This window comes from Lentzea sp. JNUCC 0626 (assembly GCF_043632865.1).
Taxonomy (GTDB): Bacteria; Actinomycetota; Actinomycetes; order Mycobacteriales; family Pseudonocardiaceae; genus Lentzea.
In genome coordinates, this window is sequence record NZ_CP171635.1 from 6,946,354 (window position 1) to 6,967,595 (window position 21,242).

General features: G+C 68.4%; 14 protein-coding genes and 2 pseudogenes. 3 read left to right on the plus strand and 13 right to left on the minus strand.

All coding sequences use genetic code 11. From position 1 onward, the window contains the following. Positions 1-541: 541 nt before the first annotated feature. Positions 542-2,365 (plus strand): 2-isopropylmalate synthase, encoded by a 1,824-nt coding sequence (leuA, locus tag JNUCC0626_RS31790; protein WP_394614451.1) that lies wholly within the window; start codon positions 542-544, stop codon positions 2,363-2,365. Positions 2,366-3,231: 866 nt separating this feature from the next. Here the strand turns inward: leuA and JNUCC0626_RS31795 are convergent. The 3 genes and pseudogenes from JNUCC0626_RS31795 to JNUCC0626_RS31805 form a co-directional block, all read right to left on the minus strand. Beyond that, positions 3,232-4,436: pseudogene (locus JNUCC0626_RS31795) on the minus strand (MFS transporter); the annotation flags it as partial. 29 nt (positions 4,437-4,465) lie between these two features. Further along, the gene (locus JNUCC0626_RS31800; RefSeq protein WP_394614452.1) at positions 4,466-6,034 is read right to left on the minus strand and encodes a discoidin domain-containing protein; all 1,569 of its coding nucleotides are present in this window, start codon (positions 6,032-6,034) and stop codon (positions 4,466-4,468) included. 93 nt (positions 6,035-6,127) lie between these two features. Next, a complete protein-coding gene (locus tag JNUCC0626_RS31805) occupies positions 6,128-6,823 on the minus strand; it encodes a DUF4184 family protein (protein WP_394614453.1) in 696 nt (231 codons plus the stop codon). Between the two features lie 94 nt (positions 6,824-6,917). Between JNUCC0626_RS31805 and JNUCC0626_RS31810 the strand changes: the two are divergent. After that, positions 6,918-7,337, plus strand: a pseudogene (locus tag JNUCC0626_RS31810) (DedA family protein); the annotation flags it as partial. A gap of 20 nt (positions 7,338-7,357) precedes the next feature. Here the strand turns inward: JNUCC0626_RS31810 and JNUCC0626_RS31815 are convergent. The 6 genes from JNUCC0626_RS31815 to JNUCC0626_RS31840 form a co-directional block, all read right to left on the minus strand. Next, on the minus strand, positions 7,358-7,939 hold the full coding sequence (locus JNUCC0626_RS31815; protein ID WP_394614454.1) for a TetR/AcrR family transcriptional regulator: 582 nt from the start codon (positions 7,937-7,939) through the stop codon (positions 7,358-7,360). A gap of 95 nt (positions 7,940-8,034) precedes the next feature. Beyond that, positions 8,035-9,141, minus strand: coding sequence for an ABC transporter ATP-binding protein (locus tag JNUCC0626_RS31820; RefSeq protein WP_394614455.1), 1,107 nt, complete (start codon positions 9,139-9,141; stop codon positions 8,035-8,037). After that, complete coding sequence (locus JNUCC0626_RS31825; protein WP_394614456.1) at positions 9,138-10,136, minus strand: ABC transporter ATP-binding protein; 999 nt, start codon at positions 10,134-10,136, stop codon at positions 9,138-9,140. Before JNUCC0626_RS31825 ends, JNUCC0626_RS31820 begins: the two co-directional genes overlap by 4 nt. Before the next feature lie 6 nt (positions 10,137-10,142). Beyond that, positions 10,143-11,069 carry an ABC transporter permease gene (locus JNUCC0626_RS31830; RefSeq protein ID WP_394614457.1) on the minus strand — a complete coding sequence of 309 codons (927 nt, stop codon included), beginning with the start codon at positions 11,067-11,069 and terminating at the stop codon, positions 10,143-10,145. Between the two features lie 5 nt (positions 11,070-11,074). Then, complete coding sequence (locus JNUCC0626_RS31835) at positions 11,075-12,079, minus strand: ABC transporter permease (protein ID WP_394614458.1); 1,005 nt, start codon at positions 12,077-12,079, stop codon at positions 11,075-11,077. A gap of 51 nt (positions 12,080-12,130) precedes the next feature. Further along, entirely contained in the window at positions 12,131-13,810 is a 1,680-nt protein-coding gene (locus tag JNUCC0626_RS31840) for an ABC transporter substrate-binding protein (RefSeq protein ID WP_394614459.1), read from the minus strand. 216 nt (positions 13,811-14,026) lie between these two features. Here JNUCC0626_RS31840 and JNUCC0626_RS31845 point away from each other — a divergent pair, with 216 nt between their 5' ends. Further along, a complete protein-coding gene (locus JNUCC0626_RS31845; RefSeq protein ID WP_394614460.1) occupies positions 14,027-17,305 on the plus strand; it encodes an AfsR/SARP family transcriptional regulator in 3,279 nt (1,092 codons plus the stop codon). Here JNUCC0626_RS31845 and JNUCC0626_RS31850 read toward each other — a convergent pair. The 4 genes from JNUCC0626_RS31850 to JNUCC0626_RS31865 all read right to left on the minus strand — a co-directional run bounded on the left by JNUCC0626_RS31850 (position 17,281) and on the right by JNUCC0626_RS31865 (position 21,242). Beyond that, entirely contained in the window at positions 17,281-17,757 is a 477-nt protein-coding gene (locus JNUCC0626_RS31850) for a uridine kinase family protein (protein ID WP_394614461.1), read from the minus strand. The two genes, JNUCC0626_RS31845 and JNUCC0626_RS31850, sit on opposite strands and share 25 nt — an antisense overlap. A 41-nt stretch (positions 17,758-17,798) precedes the next feature. Continuing rightward, positions 17,799-18,407: a recombination mediator RecR gene (recR, locus tag JNUCC0626_RS31855; protein ID WP_394614462.1), complete on the minus strand. Its 609-nt coding sequence runs from the start codon at positions 18,405-18,407 to the stop codon at positions 17,799-17,801. 12 nt (positions 18,408-18,419) lie between these two features. Further along, positions 18,420-18,722, minus strand: coding sequence for a YbaB/EbfC family nucleoid-associated protein (locus JNUCC0626_RS31860; protein ID WP_285637543.1), 303 nt, complete (start codon positions 18,720-18,722; stop codon positions 18,420-18,422). Positions 18,723-19,175: 453 nt separating this feature from the next. Next, positions 19,176-21,242, minus strand: coding sequence for a DNA polymerase III subunit gamma and tau (locus tag JNUCC0626_RS31865; RefSeq protein WP_394614463.1), 2,067 nt, complete (start codon positions 21,240-21,242; stop codon positions 19,176-19,178).

Here is a 21,242-nt window from a genome sequence, read left to right on the forward strand (position 1 = left end):
AACTTGCAAGTTGACTTGCTTTCACGTTCTGGCGGGCTTGGGGGTCGGCTTGCGTTGGCCGGGTCCTGTTGGGGCGGGGTTGGTTGCGTACCTGGGGTTCCGTCACCTTGCGAGGGTGGGCGCGCGGGTCGTGACGAAGAGCGGGGTTGCGATTGGGGCTTGACCTTGAGCCTCTAGCTGGATGCATTCGCGGCCTTCAGCCCGGTCGGGCTCGCTTCGCTTCGCCACGCCAGGTCTCGTAGGTGGTTGGCGTGCGTTGGTGGCCGCCGGTTGCGTGCGCGCGCCGGGCTTGCGTGCATGGTGCCGTTGCGTTGGCGAGTGCGGTTGCGTGCGTGGCCGGCTTGGGGCGTGGGTGCCCGTTTGTCCCACGATCCGGTCGTCGAGTTCCATCCGGGCCCGGAGTGTGGCTAGGCTGTTCGGCGTGTGGCGTTCCCTCCTGCTTCGCTGCCGTGACGGGGTCTGATCAGACCGGCCCCCCGTCGCGGGATTCAGCGTTGCCGCCGGTCGTTCCCGAGCAGCGACCCGCAGGAGTACGAGGACCATGACCTCCAACGAGGCATTCACCACTGTCAGTTCTGATTCGCCGGATGCTTACAGCTCTGGCTCGAGTCGGATTCGCAAGCCCTCCCGCAAGGCGCCTGAGGGGCAGCAGTCGTGGAATCGGCAGCTGGGCAGCAGCATGCCGTTTCATCGGTACCGGCCGTTTCACGAGGTAGTCGAGGTTGTCGACCTGCCTGACCGCACTTGGCCCACCAAGCGGGCGGACACCGCGCCGCTGTGGTGTGCGGTGGATCTGCGGGACGGCAACCAGGCGTTGATCGACCCCATGTCGCCCGCTCGCAAGCGGAAGATGTTCGACCTGCTGGTGCGGATGGGCTTCAAGGAGATCGAGGTCGGGTTCCCGGCGGCGAGCCAGACGGACTTCGACTTCGTTCGGGAGATCATCGAGGACGGGGCTGTCCCGGACGACGTGACGATCCAGGTGCTGACGCAGTGTCGTGAAGAGCTGATCGCGCGGACGTTCGAGTCGTTGCGCGGGGCGAACAAGGCGATCGTGCACTTCTACAACTCGACGTCGGTGTTGCAGCGGCGGGTGGTGTTCCGGTCGGACCGGGACGGCATCAAGAAGATCGCCACCGACGCGGCGCGGTTTGCCAAGGCGCAGGAGAAGGACTACCCCGAGACCGAGTTCCGGTACGAGTACTCGCCGGAGTCGTACACGGGGACGGAGTTGAGCTACGCGCTCGAGGTGTGCAACGCGGTGCAGGAGATCATCGCGCCGACGCCCGAGCGGCCGTTGATCATCAACCTGCCTGCGACGGTCGAGATGGCCACGCCGAACGTGTACGCGGACTCCATCGAGTGGATGTCGCGGAACCTGGCCAACCGCGAGGCCATCATTCTGAGCCTGCACCCGCACAACGACCGGGGAACGGGCGTTGCCGCCGCTGAGCTGGGGTACCTCGCCGGGGCCGACCGGATCGAAGGGTGCCTGTTCGGCAACGGGGAGCGGACCGGCAACGTTTGCCTGGTGACGCTGGCGATGAACATGTTCAGCCAGGGGATCGACCCGCAGATCGACTTCAGCGACATCGACGAGGTGCGGCGGACGGTCGAGTACTGCAACCAGCTGCCGGTGCCCGAGCGGCACCCGTACGGCGGTGACCTGGTGTTCACGGCGTTCTCGGGGAGCCACCAGGACGCGATCAAGAAGGGCTTCGAGGCGTTGGAGGCCGACGCCAAGGAGGCCGGGACGCACGTGGACGACTTCCAGTGGGAGGTCCCCTACCTGCCGATCGACCCCAAGGACGTCGGGCGCAACTACGAGGCCGTCATCCGGGTCAACTCGCAGTCCGGCAAGGGCGGTGTGGCCTACCTGATGAAGCAGGAGCACCACCTGGACCTGCCGCGCCGGTTGCAGATCGAGTTCTCGAAGGTGATCCAGGAGGTCACCGACACGCAGGGCGGCGAGATCAACCCGAAGGAGATGTGGGACGCCTTCGCGGAGGAGTACCTGCACGGCCGGGTGCCGCTGTACCTGTTGAAGCACAAGGCGAGTTCGGACGGCAGCGGGCGCGAGGAGATCACCGCGACGCTGCTGATCGACGGCGACCAGCAGGAGATCACGGGGTCGGGCAACGGGCCCATCGCGGCGTTCGTCGACGCGCTCGCGTCGGTCGGGTACGACGTGCGGGTGCTGGACTACGCCGAGCACGCGCTGTCCGCCGGTGACGACGCCCGCGCGGCCGCCTACCTCGAGTGCGCTGTCGGCGACCGCGTGCTGTGGGGCGTGGGCATCGACTCGTCCACGGTCGCGGCGTCGTTCCGCGCGATCGTGAGCGCCGTCAACCGGGCCAACCGCTAGGAGACAACCGACGGGGAGGACGCGTGCGGCACCAACTGCCGCGGCGCGCCCTCCCCGTTCGCTTGCACGGCCCAGATGCCCTCTCCCGGCAGGCCGTAGGCGATGGTGTCGTTGTCGAGCCACACGACCTGGTCGTCGATCCCACGGGTCTCGGCCAGCGGTGTCTCCACCATCGTGGTCAGGTCCAGCACGTGCTGCCGCCACGGCCGCGCGCCGTCGCCCGGCACGCGCTTCTTGAACGCCACCCGCTTGCCGTCCGGTGACAGCGACGGGCATTCGGCGTTCTCCCGCAACGTCTTCGCGGACTCGTCCACCGAGTCGCCCTGCACCAGGTACGTCTTGCCGCCGGTGCTGAGGGTCGCGTAGTAGGTCCGGTCGTCGGGGGCGAACGTGACGCCCCACCAGTTCATGTCGTTGGTCGTCTTCATGCCGGCGACGCGCGTGCCCTCGATGTTGCTGGAGTAGACCTCGGTCTCCTGGTCGAAGATCGCGGTCCGCGTCGAGAACGTGCCGGCCTGGGCGTACGAGTCGCCGGTCACGAACGTCGTCCACGACGCCATCCGGCCGTCCGCCGACAGCTTGGCGCGGTTCGGGACGCCGTCCACCTCCACCCGGCGACGTTCGGCCAGGCCCCGGTCGACCCACACGGCCGAGGCGCCCGGAAGCGGACCGGAGGCGTCCGCGAGGCAGAAGCCCTGTCCGGCCGCGGTGTAGAAGCGCTTGCAGGACAACGAACTCACCCTGCGCGGACCGTCGGGCGAGTTCAACGGCACGGACGCGACCTTGCCGCTCGCCTCGTCCACGAACATCAGCCGACCGGACGACAGCTCGACCGGACCGGCCTCCACCGCGACGGAGACCTGCTCCGGAGCGCGCAGGGCGTAGGCGGTCGCACCCGCGCCCAGCACGATCACGGCGGCGATGACGATCAGGGCCCTCACCACGCGAACCACGTCCACAGTGCGCCGAACAGCACGGAAGAGGCGGCCCGGGCGAGCACCTGCCCGGTCTGCAGCAGGGCCAGACCGGATGTGCGCAGTTCGTCGGGGATCATCGGCCCGGCGACGGCCATCAGCACGCCGTCGGTGCACGCGTAGAACAGCCCGTGCAACACCAGAACCCCGACCAGCAAAGAAATCCCGGACGCCCCGGCGAGCAGCACGTACGCGCCGCCGAGCGCCAGGTGCCCGGCCAGGAAGATCCGCCACCTCCCGACGCGGTCGGCGAGGGACCCGAGCGGCACGGCGGCGAGCAGGTACACGCCGGCCGTGCCGAGGGGCAGCAGTGCGATGTAGGCGAGCTCCACGTCGAGCTTCTTCTGGAGCAGCAGGTAGACGAACCCGTCGCCCAGCGTCAGGAACCCGAGCCCGCACGCGACCAGGCAGACCCGCCGGAACGGCCTGGAGCGCAACAGTCCGAACGCCGATCGCAGCGACACCGCGACGCGTGGCAGCACGTCCCGGTGATCCCGCACGAACAGCACGAGAACCAGAAAACCCAGTGCGGCGAAGCAGAAGCTCACCACGAACACCACGTCGTACCGTGCCGGGAGCGTCCACAGGAGACAGAACGCCAGCAGCGGTCCGAGGAACGCGCCGACGGTGTCCATGGCACGGTGGACACCGAAGGCACGTCCGAGCGCCGAGGGCTCGCTGCTCAACGTGATCAGCGCGTCCCTCGGCGCGGTGCGCAAGCCCTTGCCGGTCCGGTCCCCGGCCAGCACGAGCCCCATCGCGGTGGCCGAGGTCCCGGCGGCGAGCAGACCGAGCTTGCCCAGCGCCGAGATCCCGTACCCGAGTCCGGCGACGAACTTGCGCCGTTGCCAGCGGTCCGCCGCGTGACCACCGGCAACGCGAACGAGTGCTGTCACACCGGTGTAGATGCCGTCGAGCACACCGAACTGCAGCGGGGAGAACCCCAGCCCCAGCACGAGGTAGAGCGGCAGGATGGCGGTCACCATCTCGGACGAGACGTCCGTGAGCAGGGACACCGCGCCCAGCGCGAGAACGTTCCCCGCGATCCTGCCGGTGCCACCGGACGCCGGAGCCTGCCTAGCGGTTGCGATGTACACGACGGCCTCCGATCAACAGCCAGATGCGATCAACGACAGGTGTAAGGACCGGCCTTGTCGCGCACCTTGCCCGCGGTGTCGATGACCTCCCACGAGTAGGAAGTGCCGGACAGGGTGAACTTCACGACGCCGTGCGAGTCCGCGAACCACTTCTCCACGCCCGTGCGCGGCTTGACGTTGGAGTAGAGGTAGTCACCGCCGATGCCGATGATCGCGGCGCGCATGCCGTTGGCCTCGTCCACCGAACCGCTCTTGTTCAACGGCTTGAGCCGCTCGTAGTGGTGGTCGTGACCGCTGAGCACCAGATCGGCCTTGGCGTCCGCGAACGCGTTCCACAGCGGGGCCATGACGGACTTGTCGCCGTACTCGCCCGAGTTGAACCGCGGGTGGTGCCAGTAGCCGACGACGCACTTCTTGGTGTTCGCGGCGAGGTCGGCCTTCAGCCAGTTGAGCTGGGTCGAGTCGCTGCCGGTGTCGTACAGCTTCTGGGAGTCGAACGACACGAAGTGGAAGTCGCCCGCTTCCCAGCTGTAGTACGGCTTGCCCTGCGGGTAGGCCTGGGTGCCGAAGTACGCCTTGTACCCGTTGAGGTTGTCCTCCCACTCGTGGTTGCCGGTCGCGGGGTGGGTGATGTTCTTGTACTTGCCCCACGACTTGTCGTAGTGGGCCTTGAACTCCGCGATCGTGCCGCTGTCGTACTGGTTGTCGCCGACCGTGAGGACGTGGTTCGGCTTGATCTGGTCGATCAGCTTCGCCGTCTCGTAGTGCTCGGTGTTGGTCAGCGACGCGATGTCGCCGGCGGCGACGACGGTGATGGTGTCGCCGGGCGCCGCGGGCTTGGTGGTCGCCTGCACCGAGTTGCTCGCCGGGCCGAGGTTGCCGGCCGCGTCCCGGGCCTTGACGGTGTAGGTGAACTGCGTGCCCGACGCGAGGCCCGTGTCGGTGAACGTGGTGCCGGTCGGGGAGCCGACGACGCTGCCGTTGCGCAGCACGTCGTAGCCCGTCACGCCGACGTTGTCGGTCGCGGCCGTCCACTGGAGACTGACCGAGTTCGACGTGGTCGCGGTCGCGGTGAGCCCGGACGGCGCGGTCGGCGCCGTGGTGTCACCGTTGGGGTTCGAGCCCCAGACCTCCAGGTCGAAGAGCGAGTAGCCGTAGGCCGTGCCGCGCTTGGTGCCGTAGATCCGCACGTACCGGCCCGCCGCCGAGAGCGCCGTCTCGTCGACACCGCCGTTCTGACCGGTGAGGGTCTTCTTGGTGCTCCACGACGACCCGTCGCTCGACGTCTGGATCTTGTACTCGGAGGCGTACGCCGCCTCCCAGTTGATCTTGACCTTGGAGATGGTGGCGTTGCCGCCGAGGTCGACGGCGATCCACTGCGGATCGACGCCCTCGAGGCTCGCCCAGCGGGTGGACGAGTTCCCGTCGACGGCGTTGGCGCCGCCGAAGGTCTCGGCCTCGACGGACGAGACGGTGGTGGGTTTGTTGGCGGACAGCAGCGAGTCAGCCGCGTTGGCCGTGCCGGACCCCACGAGCTGTGGGGCCACCAGCGCGAGGAGAGCCAACGCGACACCCGTCCGGGTGTGTTTTCTGATCACTTCGTTCCTCCTGGGCAAGGGGCGGCGGCTCGAAGGATTGGTTAAGAAGCTTTCCAATTGAGTTCGGAAGGTAGGGGCGACCGAATCGGCAGGTCAACGGCAGTCGCGGCGCGACTGGCGGACCCGCCACCCGACGGCGTGCGCGACCACCGCGACACCCGTGCCCTGGATCACACCCAGTAGAAGGCGCCGGACCCAGTCGTATGCGCTGATCTGGCTGACAGGATCGGACAACGACCAGAGGGCGCCGACGACCGCGACCGCCCCGCCGAGGGCCCAGATCCAGCGCCGCGCCGCCCCGGTCCACCCCGGCCAGTCGTGCCCTTTCGGACAGCGGGCAGCCATCCAGACCAGCAAGATCATCCCGCCGAGCGACGACGTGTATCCGATCACGTTGTAGAGCCGGTGCGGGCCGACTACCGAGAGGTCCAGCCACTCCCACCGCCGCACGAACAAACCGTCCGTCTGCGTGAAGGCGTCCCACAGCAGATGCGTGAGCACGCCGACCACAATGGACAGCGCGCGCATGAACGGCCGCCGGAAGTCTCCCGGCCGAGACACCCGAGTTCGCACGAACGTCGGCGCCGACGCCATCAGCGAAGGCAGCAACAGCCGTCCGACCAGCAACAACACCACCGCAGCCAGGGATGCGCCCAGGACGTTGTGCGTCGGCACGAGCGGCAGGTAGTAGCCGACGTCCGGCGCGACGGCCCCCGCGACCAGTCCCGGAAACCAGAACCAGCGGCGCAACGGCAGCACCGCCGCCGGGTGCGCGAGGGTGAACGGCACGGACGCCAGCCTAGATCGACACCGGATCCTGTAGACGCGCTGAAGAAAGCCCCTGGCCGGGATTGTTCACCTGGGTCACGTACGTTCACCGATCATGAGCACCGCAGCCAGCCTCGTAGTGCTGTTCCTGGTCGCCGTCGTGCCGCTGGCACCGACGGAGGCCGTGCTCATCGGCGCCGGTGTCCTGGCCGCGTCCGGTGAGGTGCCGCTCTACCTCGTCGTGCTCGTCGCCGCGGCGGGTTGCCTGGTCAGCGACTTGATCAACTTTACCGCAGGCCGCCGGATGGGCATGCGGGCCCTCGACAAGGTCAACAAGAACGCCAAGGCGCGCTCCATGGTCGTGTGGACGGCCGACCAGCTCGCGTCCAAGGGCGAGACGATCCTGATCGCCGCGCGGTTCCTGCCGGCGGGCGGCATCGTCGGGGCGCTGCTGACGGGGGCGCTGAAGTGGCCGCTGCGGCGGTTCGTGCCGGTGGCCGCGCTCGGGTCGGCGCTGTGGAGCCTCTACCCCGCGACCGTCGGCTACATCGGTGGTCAGCTGGTGGACGAGGCGTGGCTCGCGATGCTGCTGTCGTTCGGTGTCGCCACGCTCATCTCGATCCCGGTCGGCATGGCGATCCGTGCGCGCAACGCCAACCGCACTCTCTCGTACGCCGAGGCGTCGTCGTAGAGCACCGCGAACCGATCCGCGGCCGACAGCAGGGCGTCCACCTCGAACGCCAGCTGGGCATCGCCGCACAGCCGTTCCAGCAGTGAGATCCAGCGCAGGTTGAAGAGCATCAACGCGTCACGCACGCGGCCTGGTCTGGCCGCGAACTCCGACCGCGTGACGACGAAGAAGCAGCCGCCGGGGAACACGCGGCGCTTCGAGTAGTCGAGCCAGCGGTCGGCCAGGTCGAGCACCGTGCCACCGGGGACCACGACCTCGTTCGCGAAGATCTCCGCCGCCGTGTGCACGGTCGAGATCTGAAGTTCTTCCTTCGCGCCGAAGTGCGAGAACACCCCGCTCTTGCTCATGCCGAGCTCGATGGCGAGCCGTCCGATCGTGACGCCTTCGAGGCCGTCGACGGACGCGATCTCCGCCGCGCGGAGAAGGATCGAGCCACGACTGTCCATCACACGAGGACAGCGGAAAGCCCTGGAGAAACGACCGGGGCCACCTCGAAAGGTGGCCCCGGATCGTTCACGACAGCTCTTACGGGTTCAGCGTCTTACGGGTTCAGCGCCTCGGTGACCGAAGCCGGGCCGACGAGCGGCACGTCGGGCGACAGGCCGTCGCCCTCCTCCACCAGGGTCGGCTTCACCTCGTGCGGCTGGATCTCGCCGGACTGGATCTGCTCGGCGAAGTGGCACGCCACCTTGTGCCCCGGCTTGAGCTCGCGCAGCACGGGCCGTTCGGTGTCGCACTTCGTCGCCTGCCGCCACGGGCACCGGGTGTGGAACCGGCAGCCGGTCGGCGGGTTCGCGGGCGACGGCAGGTCACCCGCGAGCAGGATCCGTTCGCGCCGGTCCTCGACCACGGGGTCGGGCACCGGGATCGCCGACAGCAGCGCCCGCGTGTACGGGTGCAGCGGCTCGGCGTAGAGGTCGTCGGCGGTGGCCTCCTCGACCAGGCCGCCGAGGTACATCACGCCGACCCGGTCGGAGATGTGCTTCACGACGGCGAGGTCGTGCGCGATCACCAGGTAGGTCAGGCCGAACTGCTCCTGGAGTTCCTCCAGCAGGTTCACGACCTGGGCCTGCACCGACACGTCCAGCGCGGACACCGGCTCGTCGGCGACGATCAGGTCCGGGTTGAGCGCCAGCGCCCGCGCGATGCCGATGCGCTGCCGCTGACCGCCGGAGAACTCGTGCGGGTACTTGCGCAGCGCGGACACCGGCAGACCCACGGCCGTGAGGAGCTCGCGCAGCCTCTTGGCGGTGGACTCCTTGCCCTCGTCCAGGCCGTGCGCCCGCAGGCCCTCGACCAGGATCGACTCGACCGACTGACGCGGATCGAGCGACGACAGCGGGTCCTGGAACACCATCTGGATCCGGCGCCGCATCTTGCGCAGCTCCTCGCCCTTCAGGGTCGAGAAGTCCTGCCCGTCGAAGATCATCTTGCCCGCGGTGGGCTCGTTGAGCCGCAGCATCGCCCGCCCGAGGGTGGACTTGCCGCAGCCCGACTCGCCGACGAGCCCGTAGGTCTCGCCGCGCTTGATCTCCAGGTCGACGCCGTCCACCGCGTAGACGTGGCCGACCGTGCGGTCGAAGAACACGCCCCGCTTGATCGGGAAGTGCACCTTCATGTCCTGGACGGAAACCAGGGTCTCGCTCATACCGGCACCTCCTCGGCGGCGGGAGTTCCCGGCACGACCGGGTTGTGGCAGCGGAGCAGACGGCCCAGCTGGTCTTCCTCGGCCGGCGTCTCCGCACGGCAGACGTCCAGCGCGTTCGGGCACCGGGGAGCGAACGCGCACGCGCTCGTCCACGGGATGTTGTCCGCGACGGAACCCTTGATGGGCGTGAGCTTCTCGCCCTTCCCGGCGTCCAGGCGCGGGATCGACGCCAGCAGGCCGTGCGTGTACGGGTGGCGCGGCTCCGCGAAGAGCGGGTGCCGCGGCGCCTTCTCGACGACCTTGCCGCCGTACAGCACGTTGACCTCGTCGCACAGGCCCGCGACGACACCCAGGTCGTGGGTGATCATCACGAGCGCGGTGCCGAGGTCCTGCACCAGTTCCTTCATCAACGTCAGGATCTGGGCCTGGATGGTCACGTCCAGCGCCGTCGTCGGCTCGTCCGCGATCAGCAGCTTCGGCCGGCACGCGAGCGCGATCGCGATGAGCGCGCGCTGCCGCATGCCGCCGGAGAGCTGGTGCGGGTACTCCTTGAGCCGGCGGTTCGGGTCCGGGATGCCGACCTTGTCGAGCAGGTCCTTGGCCTCGATCATCGCTTCCTTGCGGGCCAGGCCGCGGTGCCGTTCGAGCACCTCGGTGACCTGCAGGCCGATCGGGATGACCGGGTTGAGCGACGACAGCGGGTCCTGGAAGACCATGCCGAGATCGCGGCCGCGACGGTCGCGCATCTCCTTGTCCGACAGCTTCAGCAGGTCGGTGCCGTCGTACTTCACGGTGCCGGTGATCTTGGCACCGCGCTTCGGCAGCAGACCCATGATCGCCAACGATGTCACCGACTTGCCGCAGCCCGACTCGCCGACGAGCCCGACCGTCTGGCCGGGCTCCACGTCGAAGCTGACGCCGTCGACCGCGGCGAACGGTTCCTCGCCACGACGCTGGAACACGACGGAGAGGTCACGTACTTCGAGCAGTGCCACGACGACTCACCGCCTGTTCTTCGGGTCGAGGGCTTCGCGCAGGGTCTCGCCCATGAGCGTGAAGCCGAGCGCGACGATGATGATGCAGATGGCGGGGTACGCGGCGAGCTGCGGATGGGTGTCGAACACCTTCTGCACGTCGCCGAGCATCTGACCCCACTCCGGGATCCGGTCGTCCGGGTTGCCGAGGCCGAGGAACGACAGCGCGGCCGCCTCGATGATCGCCGTGGCGAGCACCAGGGTCGACTGGACGATCACCGGGCCGAGCGAGTTCGGCAGCATGTGCCGGAACACGATCGCGCCCTTCTTCACGCCCAGCGCGGTCGCGGCCAGCACGTGGTCGCTGTGCCGTTGCGCCAGCATCGAGCCTCTGAGCAACCGCGCGAACACGGGTATCTGCACGATCGCCACCGCGAGGATCACGGTGAACTGACTGGGCCGCGCGAACATCGCCGCGATCGAGAACGCCAGCAGCAGCGACGGCAGCGAGAGCATGACGTCGACGACACGCATGACGATCGAGTCGACCCAGCCGCCGAGCGCGCCCGCGAGCGTGCCCAGGATCAGGCCGCCGGTGAGGCCGATGATCGTCGCGCCGATGCCGACGATCAACGTCTGCTGCGAGCCGATCAGCAGGCGCGACAGGAAGTCGCGGCCCTGCAGGTCGCCGCCGAGCGGGTGACCCGGCTGGGACGGCGGGATCTCGTTGCGCGCCTTGATGACCTGGTCGATCAGCATCGGGCTGGACGGGTCGTGCGGTGCCAGCCACGGCGAGAGCAGCGAGATCGCGACGAAGATGCCGATGATCGTCGCGCCGGTGAGGAACACCGGGCTGCGCTTCAACCGCTTCCACGCGCTCGCCGCGAGCGAGACGCCCGCGGTCTCGGCGAGGCCGTCGATCTTGTCCTTCTTGCTCTTCACACCAAGTGCCACTGGTCTCACCTCGTCCTGATGCGCGGGTCGATGAGCGCGTACGAGAGGTCGACCAGCAGGTTGACCACGACGTAGACGCTCGTGGCCATGATGATCAACAACAGCAGCACCGGGTAGTCACGCCGTTCGAACCCGATGGCGAGCGCCTCGCCGACACCGGGGAAGCCGAACACCTTCTCGGTCAGCACGGCACCGGACAGCAGGGCACCGGTCTGCAGACCGATCGTGGTGACGACCGGGAGCATCGCGTTGCGCAGCACGTGCCGGCGGCGGATCACCGGAGCGGTGAGGCCCTTCGACTCGGCGGTGCGCACGAAGTCCTCGTCGAGCACGTCGAGCACGGCCGCGCGGGTGATCCGGAAGATCACCGCGAACGGGATCGTGGCGAGCGCGATCGACGGCAGGATCAGGTGTTCCAGCGCGTTGAACGTCGCGTCCCACTCGCCGGTGATGATCCCGTCGAGCGTGAAGAAGCCGGTGACGCGGGTGGCGTCGATGGCGTCCTGACGGCCGCTGGAGGGCAGGCCGAGCGCGGACGAGGCGACGCCCTTGAGCACGAAGGCCAGGAAGAACACCGGCACCGCGACGCCGATGAGCGAGCCGACGACGCTGAGGTTGTCGAAGAGGCCGCCGCGACGCTTCGCGGCGAGGTACCCGAGCGGAACGCCGACGAGGATCGCGAGGAGGATCGCGAAGAAGCTCAGTTCGAGCGTCGCGGGGAACCGCTGGATGAAGATGTCGAGCGCCGAGTCACCGGGTTGGACACCGGTGGAGACGCCGAAGTCGCCGGTCGCCGCGCGACCCAGGAACTTGAAGTACTGCAGGACGATCGGTTCGTCGAGGCCGAGTTGCTTGGTGAGCTCCGCCGCCTTCTCCGGAGTAGAACGATCTCCCAGGAGGGCCGAGACCGGCCCTCCTGGGAGTACGCGCAACCAGGAGAAGAGCAGCAGCGAGAGCACCAGCACCACGCCGACCAGCTGAACCAGCCGTCGAATGGTGTAGCGGAGCACTTGAGCTACCCCGTTGTTCTCTTGTGGTGGGAGCTAGTCGTCCGGTCGGGCTCAGCCCTTGGAGACCGGGCCGAACTTCTCGTCGGTCAGCGGGCTGGGCACGAGACCCTTGATGTCCGACTTCAGCACCAGCGCGGGCGGGGAGTGCGAGATCGGGATCGCCGGAAGGTCCTCTTCCATGATCTTCTTGTTGATCTCTTCGTACAGCTTGGTGCGAGCGGCCTCGTTCGGCTCGGAGTTGGCCTTGGCCAGGTCCGCGGCGAGCGTGGCGCCCCACGGCGACACACCGGTGTTGAAGCGGTTGTCGGTGCGGCCGAAGAACGTGCCGACCCAGTTGTGCGCCGTGCCGTTGTCGCCGGTCCAGCCGAGCAGGAACAGGTCCGGGATACCGCCGTCGACGTCGGTCAGGTAGCCACCGTTCCACGGCTTGGTGACGACGTCGATCTTGATGCCGGCGGCCTGCAGGTCACCGGAGATGGCGCCGAACAGGTCCTTCGGGGACGGCATGTACGGACGCGTGACCTCGGACGGCCAGTAGAACTTCAGCGTCAGGTCGGAGGCACCGGCCTCGGCCAGCAGCGACTTGGCCTTGTTCACGTCGTAGCCGACGGGCTTCAGGTCCTTGTTGTAGCCGTTGACGGTGTCCGGCATGAACTGCGTCGCGACCTTGGCGCCCTCGGGCAGCTGCGACTTGACGAGCTGCTCGCGGTTGATCGCGTACTGCAGCGCCTGACGGACCTTGAGGTCGGCGAGCTTCGGGTTGTTCTTCTGGTTGATGCCCAGGTAGAACACGTTGAACGCCGGGCGGATCGCCACGTTGAAGCCGTCGGTCTTCAGACCGGCCCAGTCCGCCGCGTTCGGCAGGTCGTAGCCGTCGATGTCGCCGGCCTTGAGCGCCTGCTTGCGGGCGGTCTCGTCCGGGATGATCTTGAAGACGATCTTGTCCAGCTTGGCCTTCGTGCCGTGGTAGCCGTCGTTCTTGACGAGCTCGACGGTGTTGTTGGCCTTGTCGTACTTGCTGAACTTGAACGGGCCCGTGCCGGTCGGGTGCTCGTTCGCGTACGCCGGGAAGGTGAACGCGTCACCGGCGGCCTGGACGTTGTCCGCGTCGTACTTCTGCAGCGCCGTGGGGCTGGAGATCGAGAACGACGTGAAGCCGAGGACCGACGGGAACTGCGAGGTGACCTCGTTCAGCTCGACCACGGCGGTCTTGGCGTCCTTGGCCGTGCAGGACTTGAACAGCGAGGGCTTGTCGGGCGTGCCCGCGAACCCGCCGAAGTTGTCCAGCCAGTACTGCGAGACGGCGTCGGACTGGCCGGCGCCCTTCTGGTTGTACCAGCGGTTGAAGTTGAAGCAGACGGCCTCGGCGTTGAAGTCCGTGTCGTCGTGGAACTTCACGCCCTCCTTGAGGGTGAACGTCCACGTCTTGCCGTCCGCGGAGGGCTCGTACTTCGTGGCGAGCGCGGGCTCGACCTCGGCGGTACCCGGCTTGAAGCCGACCAGGCCCTCGTACATCTGGCGGGCGACCCGGAAGGTCTCGCCGTCAGTCGCGTAGAACGGGTCGAAGAGCTTCGGCGCGCCGGCGGCGCCGAAAGTCAGCGTGCCGCCTTCCTTGCCGCCACTGCCTGAGTCGCGCTGGGATTGCGCGCAACCGGACAGGGCGAGCGCGCTGACGCTGAGGAAGCCGATCGCGGCAACCCAACGGCGGCGAGCCGTTACTGAGTGGACCATCAAACACCCCTTGGACAATCCGCACATCTCACGGTGTGGTCGCCGACCATAACCGTTGTTCATACCCCCTCCGGGGTTACTCAGGTCACGATCCGGCCACTAGACCAGGCATTCTGATACGTCCGGCGCACGGCCGCTGACCCAACGTGAGCACGGCAGATGCGTCGGACGCTCTCCTAGGCTGTAGAAACAACAACGACACGCGGAGGAGGTCGCATGAGCAGATCGGTCGAGTTCCGCGTGCTCGGCCCCCTCCAAGTCCTTCTCGACGGCGAACCACTGCTGGTCAGAGCCGGTCGACAACGTGCGTTGCTGGTGTCTCTGCTGCTGCGCGCGGGCACGTCCGTCTCCGTGGACGAGCTCGCCGGCAACGTGTGGGGAGTAGATCCTCCCGCGCGTGCGCGCGCGACCCTCCAAACGTATGTGATGCGTCTCAGACAGCTGCTCGGTCCGTCTGTTCCGATCAAGACCGTCCCGGACGGCTACCTGATCGACGTCGACGAGAAGCACATCGACCTGCTGCGCTTCGAACCGCTGATCGAGCAGGGCGAGCAGGCCCGTGCCGCCGGAAACCTCCAGGCCGCCTCCTCCGCGTTCGCCACCGCGCTCGGCCTGTGGCGCGGTCCGGCGCTGGTCGACGTGCCGTCGGAGGTCCTGCACCGCGACGAGGTGCCGCGGCTCGACGAACGCCGCCTGCACGTGCTGGAACGCCGGGTCGAGGTCGATCTGGAACTCGGCCGCCACGGCGAACTCGTCGCCGAGCTGTCCCGCCTGACCAGCGAACACCCGTTGCGCGAACGGTTCTGGGCGCAGCTGATGGTCGCGCTGTACCGCTCGGGACGGCAGAGCGAGGCGCTGGCCGCCTACCAGCGCGTTTCCCGGCTGCTCGGCGACCAGCTGGGCATCGACCCCGGCGACGAGCTGCGGCGGGTGCACAGCCAGGTCCTGTCCGGGTCGATCGACTCGGTCGCGGCCTCCTCGGGTGCGCCGGTGGTGGCCGCGAAGCCGGAACGGGTCGTCCCGTCGCAGCTCCCGGCCGACATCCCCGACTTCGTGGGCCGCGACGAGGCGGTGTCGCTGATCGTGGCGCTGCTGCGGACCGCCCAGGGCGTTCCGGTGGTCACGCTGGCCGGGCCGCCCGGGGTCGGCAAGACGGCGCTGGCCGTGCACGCGGCGCACCGGATGCGCGCGGACTTCGCGGACGGCCAGCTGTACGTCAACCTGCGCGGATACGCGCCGGGGCCGCCGTTGAGCGCGGTGGACGTGCTGCCGCGGTTCCTGCGCGCGTTGGGGACCGAGCCGGACCAGGTGCCTTTGGACCAGGACGAGCAGGAGGCGATGTTCCGGTCCACTCTGACCGGGCAGCGCGTGCTGTTGTTGCTGGACAACGCGTCGTCGGCCGAGCAGATCAGGCCGTTGCTGCCGGGTTCGCCGGGGTGCGCGGTGCTCGTGACCTCACGCGACACGCTGCGGGGCCTCGCCGTGTCGCACGCGGCGTCGAACGTGCGGCTCGACGTCCTCGACTGGCACGAGACGAAGTCGTTGCTCGCGGGCATCCTCGGCGCCGACGAGGTGGCGTCCCAAGAGGACGCGGCGCTGGAACTGGCGTCGCTGTGCGCCCATCTGCCATTGGCTTTGCGTATCGCAGCCGCGAACCTCGTGTCGCGTCCGGAGCTGTCCATCGCGGACTACGTGGAGGAGCTCCGGGCGGGCAACCGGCTCGCGGCCTTGGCCGTCGAGGGCGACGAACGGGTCGCGGTGCACGCGGCGTTCGACCTGTCCTACACGGCGTTGAAGCCCGAGCTCGCGCAGATGTTCCGGCTCTTGTCCTTGGTGCCCGGTACCGACTTCACGCCCGAGATGGCGGCGGCGCTGTCCGGACTGACCACACAGGACGCTCGCCGCCGGCTCGACCGGCTGGCCACCGCGAACCTGATCTCGAACCACGCGCCGTCCCGCTACCAGTTCCACGACCTGCTGCGGGACTACGCGGCCGAGCGCCTGGCGTTCGAGGAAGGCCGCGCGGATTCGCGACTCGCGCTGCGGCGGCTGGTGGACTGGGCGGTCCGCTCGGTCGACAACGCCACCGCCGCGATGAAGTCGACGCTGTTCCGCTTCCCGCGCCCGGCTCCGTTGGACGGCGTGGTGCCGCGGCCGTTCAGCACCTCCACCGAGGCCCTGACCTGGCTCGACGTCGAGCGCGCGAACCTGGTGGCGCTGGTCGCGCACGCCGTCGAACGCGACCCCGAGAACGCGCCGTGGCAGCTGGCCGACGCCCTGCGCGGCTACTTCTACACGCAGGGTCTGACGGCGGAGTGGCGCGAGACCGCCAAAGCCGGCCTCGTCGGCGCCCGCGCACCGCGCGACGAACTCGGCCAGCTCTCGATGCTGTCCTCCCTGGGCACGCTGTACTGGGTGACCGGGCAGCATCGCAACGCACTCGGCTACTACCAACAAGCCATCGCGTTGCAGGAGAACATCGTCCTGCCCGAGGCCGAGGCCGCCGTGCTGTCGAACGCCGGCAGCGTCCTCATCGACCTGGGCGAACTGGAACACGCGGCCGACCACCTGGAGCGCGCGCTGGTGATCGCCCGCCAGATGGGCGCTTTGCAGGTGCTCGCCAACGCGTTGTTCAACCTCGGCGGCGTCTACATGCAACTCGGCCACCTCGCGCGCGCCGCCGCGACGTTCGAGGAGGCGTTGGAAGTCGGCACGCGCATCGACTCGTGGATCACCCAGGCGAACTCCATGCGCGCGTTGGGCGAGGTCTACGCGTATCGCGGCGAACCCGAACTCGGCGCTTCGTACTTCGTGCGCGCGAGCGACCTCTACGAGCGTGCGGCGGCCCGGAACTTCGGCCACACGCAGCACGAGGGCATGGCCATCACCTTGATCATGCGCGGCCGGTTCGAGGAGGCGGCCGTCGAGGCGGCGGCGGCGATGCGGATCGCGCAGGACCTGGAGAACGTGAAGAGCGTCTGCGACGCGAAGAACCTGCTCGGTCGTGCCCTGGAAGGCGCCGGTCGGTATTCGGAAGCCGCTTCGGAGCACTCGGCCGCGTTGGCGATCGCCGTGGAGACCAGTTACTCGTGGGGAGTTTGCTCGGCTCGGCGCGGGCTGGCTTCGTCCTATCGCGCGGTGGGCCGGTACGACGACGCGATGGAGATGGCCAGTTCGGCGTTGGTGGAGGCCGGGCGGTCGCAGTTCCGGCAGGCCGAGATGGAGGTGCTGCTCGTGCTCGGGCGCACGCACCTCGACACGTCAGATTTTGCTGGCGCCCTGGAGTGCGCTCTGCGTGCTGCTGCCGTCAGTTCCGACTCCGGCAACCGGTGGGTGCTGGGGCGGGCGTTGCAGTTGGCCGGGGACGCTTCGTTCGCGTTGGGCGACTTGGTTTCCGCTCGGACGCAGTGGGCTTCGGCTTTGGACGTCTTCGTCGCTATCGGGACGCCCGAGGCTTCGGTCGTGCGGGCTCAACTGCTCGACGTGACGACGTAGTCGGCTCGTTGCCTGGTCTCGTCGATGGCGAACCAACCTCTTTCGTACTGCTGCCAACGGATGAAGTGCTGTCGTTGGTGTTCGCCGTCTCTTGCTACGGCTCTGTGCAGCCTGGCCTGTTCGTCTTCGTAGTCGACGAAGATGGTCAGGCTCGTCCTGGTGTTCGCTTTCCTGGCACTGGAAAATCCCTCCAGGATGATGGTCCTTTGTGGAGTGAGGCTGACCTCGTCGCCCGCTTCAATGCACGGAAAGCCTTGGGACCAGTCGGTTTTCCGGTAGGTGGCGGGGTTGTTCTGCTCGATCTGGTCGAGTGCTGCTTGCAGCCTCGGCCACCACTTCGTCGTGGGGTCGTCCCAGGTGGCGAAGTGGTCGGTGCTGATGAGCTGGGCGTCTAGTTCTTCGGCGAGGCGCCTTGCGAACGTCGACTTACCGGCACCTGACGGGCCGTCCACCGCGACCAGGCGTGTCTCGCCCAGCCGCGGTGGGGCCTTCGCTACATGCTCCGGCGACCAGATAGCGCACGCCCGAGCGTCAGTTCGTCGGCGAACTCGAGATCGCCGCCCATCGGCAGCCCGCTCGCGAGCCGCGTGACCGTGAGCCCCGGGAAGTCCCTGAGCATCCGGACCAGGTAGGTGGCCGTCGCCTCGCCCTCGGTGTTCGGGTCCGTGGCGATGATGACCTCGGAGATGTCGACGCCGTCCGTCGTCGTCCCGATGCGGTTCAGCAGCTGCCGGATCCTGAGCTGATCAGGGCCGATTCCGCTGAGCGGATCAAGCGCGCCACCCAGCACGTGATAGCGCCCCTTGAACTCCCTGGTGCGCTCGATCGCCTGCACGTCCTTCGGTTCCTCGACCACGCAGACCACACTCAGGTCGCGCTTCGGGTCCCGGCAGATGCGGCAGGTCGTCTCGGCGGACACGTTGCCGCAGACGTCGCAGAACACGACGCCTTCCTTGACCTTCTGCAGTGCGTGCTGGAGCCGCTCGATGTCTGCGGCTTCCGTTGCCAGCAGGTGGAAGGCGATGCGCTGGGCGCTCTTCGGGCCGACGCCGGGCAGCCGGCCCAGCTCGTCGATCAGGTCCTGTACCGGGCCCTCGTACATCTCCTGGCCTTCTTAGCCGAGCAGTCCGCCGAGACCACCCTGGGCGAGCGGGCCGAGCTTCTGCTCGACCAGCTGCTGCGCCTTGGTGTTGGCGTCCCGGATGGCGGCGATCACCAGGTCCTGGAGGGTTTCGACGTCCTCCGGGTCGACGATCTTCGGGTCGATGGTGATGTCGACGAGCTCGCCGCCGCCGGTGACCGTTGCGGTGACCAGGCCGTTGCCGGCGTTGCCGGAGATCTGCGTTTCGGCCAGCTGCTGCTGGGCTTCCGCCATCTGCTGCTGCATGGACTGGGCCTGCTGGAGAAGGGCCTGCATGTCGAACTGACCGGGTTGCACCGCTGGTCCTCTCAGGTGGGGGTTCGTTCTGTCCAGCGTACGGGCTTTGGGGCGCGGGTTTGTGCGGGTGGGCGCGTTTCGGCGGTGGGTTCCTGTTTCGTGCGCGGGGCTCCGCCCCGGACCCCGCCAATCTGATCAAAAGCCGGGGCCAGCGCCGTCTGCGGGTTGATGGCACGCCTGTTTGTGTTGGGCGGCTTGCGGTTTCGTAGTTTGGTTGCGTTGGTGGGGTGGCTTCGTCACGAGTCGAGCCAAGAGCGGGCCACATCAGAGGAGGGGTGTCAAACCGCCGAAAAGCGTGGCGGTTTGACACCCCTCCTCTGATGCAGCAAGAGCTGTGGCACGACTCGTGACGAAGCCACCCCACCCGATCCGTTCCAGGAAAGACGGCTCGCCTTCGGCATCGCGGTGCGGTTGGCGTGCCCAGCGGTCGCGTTACGCCTTCTTCAACGGGCGGGCTCCCAGTTGGTCTTCCAGGAGTTTCAGCATCGCTGTTTCCGGGTCGTTCGCCTGGGGCGCCGGGGCGGCGTCCGGGTCTGCTGGGCGGGCGGCCTCCGCCAGCATCGCTTCCTCGTCGTCCGGCTCCGGCGGGAGGGGGTCGTCGGGCTCTGGCGGCTCCGGCGGGGGTGGGACGTCGTCCGCCGGTGGGCGCGGGGCTTGCGACTGCTGTGGTTCTGGCTGTGGGCGGGTCGGTTGGTTCGCCTGGCTCGGGCGGGTTGGGGCCGGGCGGGACGCCTTGGGTGGCGTTGTTGCCTGTGGGGTGGCGCCTGGGGTGCCGTGGGTGCAGCGGACCTGCCAGGTGCCGCCCAGGACCGAGGACAGGGCGGTGGCGATCGCCTCTGTGTTGCGGCCTTCTGCCAGGCGGCGGGCCAGTGGGGCCGAGGTGTGGGTGATCGTGACCACGTTGCCGTCGACCTCGCTGACCATCGCGTTGGTCAGCATCGCCTCGGTGCTTCGGCTGGTCGCGCGGACTGCTGCGAGCAGTTCCGACCAGATTCGGCGGACCGCTGTCGCGTCCATCTCCGTGGTGGCGGGAGGCGCCTCTACCGGCGGAGCGGCCACTACCTGTGGAGCGGCTGGCGTCGGAGCCGCCGCCTGGGGCTGCGCGGCGGGTGCCGGAGCTGCGGCTTGGGGCTGCACGGCGGGGGTCGGGGTGGCCTGAGCCTGAACGACCGGTGCCGGGGCTGCCGCCTGAGGTGCTGCCGTCGGCCTTGCGGGTGCTGCGGGCGCGGCTGGTGCGGCGGGCTGGGTCTGTTCGGCCGGTTGTTGGGAGCGGCGGGTGAAGACCGGGGCGCCTGCGGGGAGTGCGGCGGCGGGGGCTTCGCCGCCTGCTGCGACGGTGGCCGGGGGGCGGCGTTCCAGCTGTTCGAGGCGCTGGAGTAGCGCTGCTTCCGACTGGCTCACTGACGGGAGCAGCATTCGGGAGACGAGGAGTTCCAGGAGCAGGCGGGGGGCCGTTGCTCCGCGCATGTCCACCAGGCCCTGGTGGACGATTTCGGCGTAGCGGGTCAGGGCTGCTGGGCCGATTCGTTCCGCTTGGGCCGACATGGTGGCCACTTCGTCTTCCGGGGCGCTGACCAGGTTGCGGTCTGCTGCGTCCGGGACCGCGCAGAGCAGGACCAGGTCGCGGAGGCGGTCCAGGAGGTCCGAGGCGAAGCGGCGGGGGTCGTGGCCTGCGTCCACGAGGCGGTCGATGGTGCCGAAGACCGAGGCTCCGTCGCCTGCGGCCAGGCCGTCGACGACGTCGTTGATCAGGGCCGAGTCGGTCACGCCCAGGAGGGTGATGGCTCGTTCGTACTTCACGCCGTCCGGGCCCGCGCCGGAGAGGAGCTGGTCCATGACGGACTGGGTGTCGCGGGCCGAGCCGCCGCCCGCGCGGATCACCAGCGGGAAGACGGACGGTTCCACGGCCACGCCTTCTGCGGCGCAGTTGCGTTCCAGCAGGGTGCGCATGACGCCCGGCGGGATCAGGCGGAACGGGTAGTGGTGCGTGCGGGAGCGGATGGTCGGGAGGACCTTGTCCGGTTCCGTGGTGGCGAAGATGAAGATCAGGTGGTCCGGCGGCTCTTCCACGATCTTCAGCAGGGCGTTGAAGCCCTGCGTCGTGACCATGTGCGCCTCGTCGATGATGAAGACGCGGTACTTGGCCTCGGCCGGGGCGTAGAAGGCCTTGTCGCGGAGTTCGCGTGCGTCTTCGACACCGCCGTGCGAGGCGGCGTCGAGTTCGACGACGTCGACGCTGCCCGTGCCGTTGGGGGCGAGGCCGATGCAGCTGTTGCACTCGCCGCACGGGTCGGGCGTGGGGCCCTTCACGCAGTTCAGCGAGCGGGCGAGGATGCGGGCCGACGACGTCTTGCCGCAGCCGCGCGGGCCGCTGAAGAGGTACGCGTGGTTCACCCGGCCTGCCGACAGGGCGACGCGCAGCGGGTCGGTCACGTGCTCCTGGCCAACGACCTCGGAGAACGTGGCCGGACGGTACTTGCGATACAGAGCGAGCGCCAC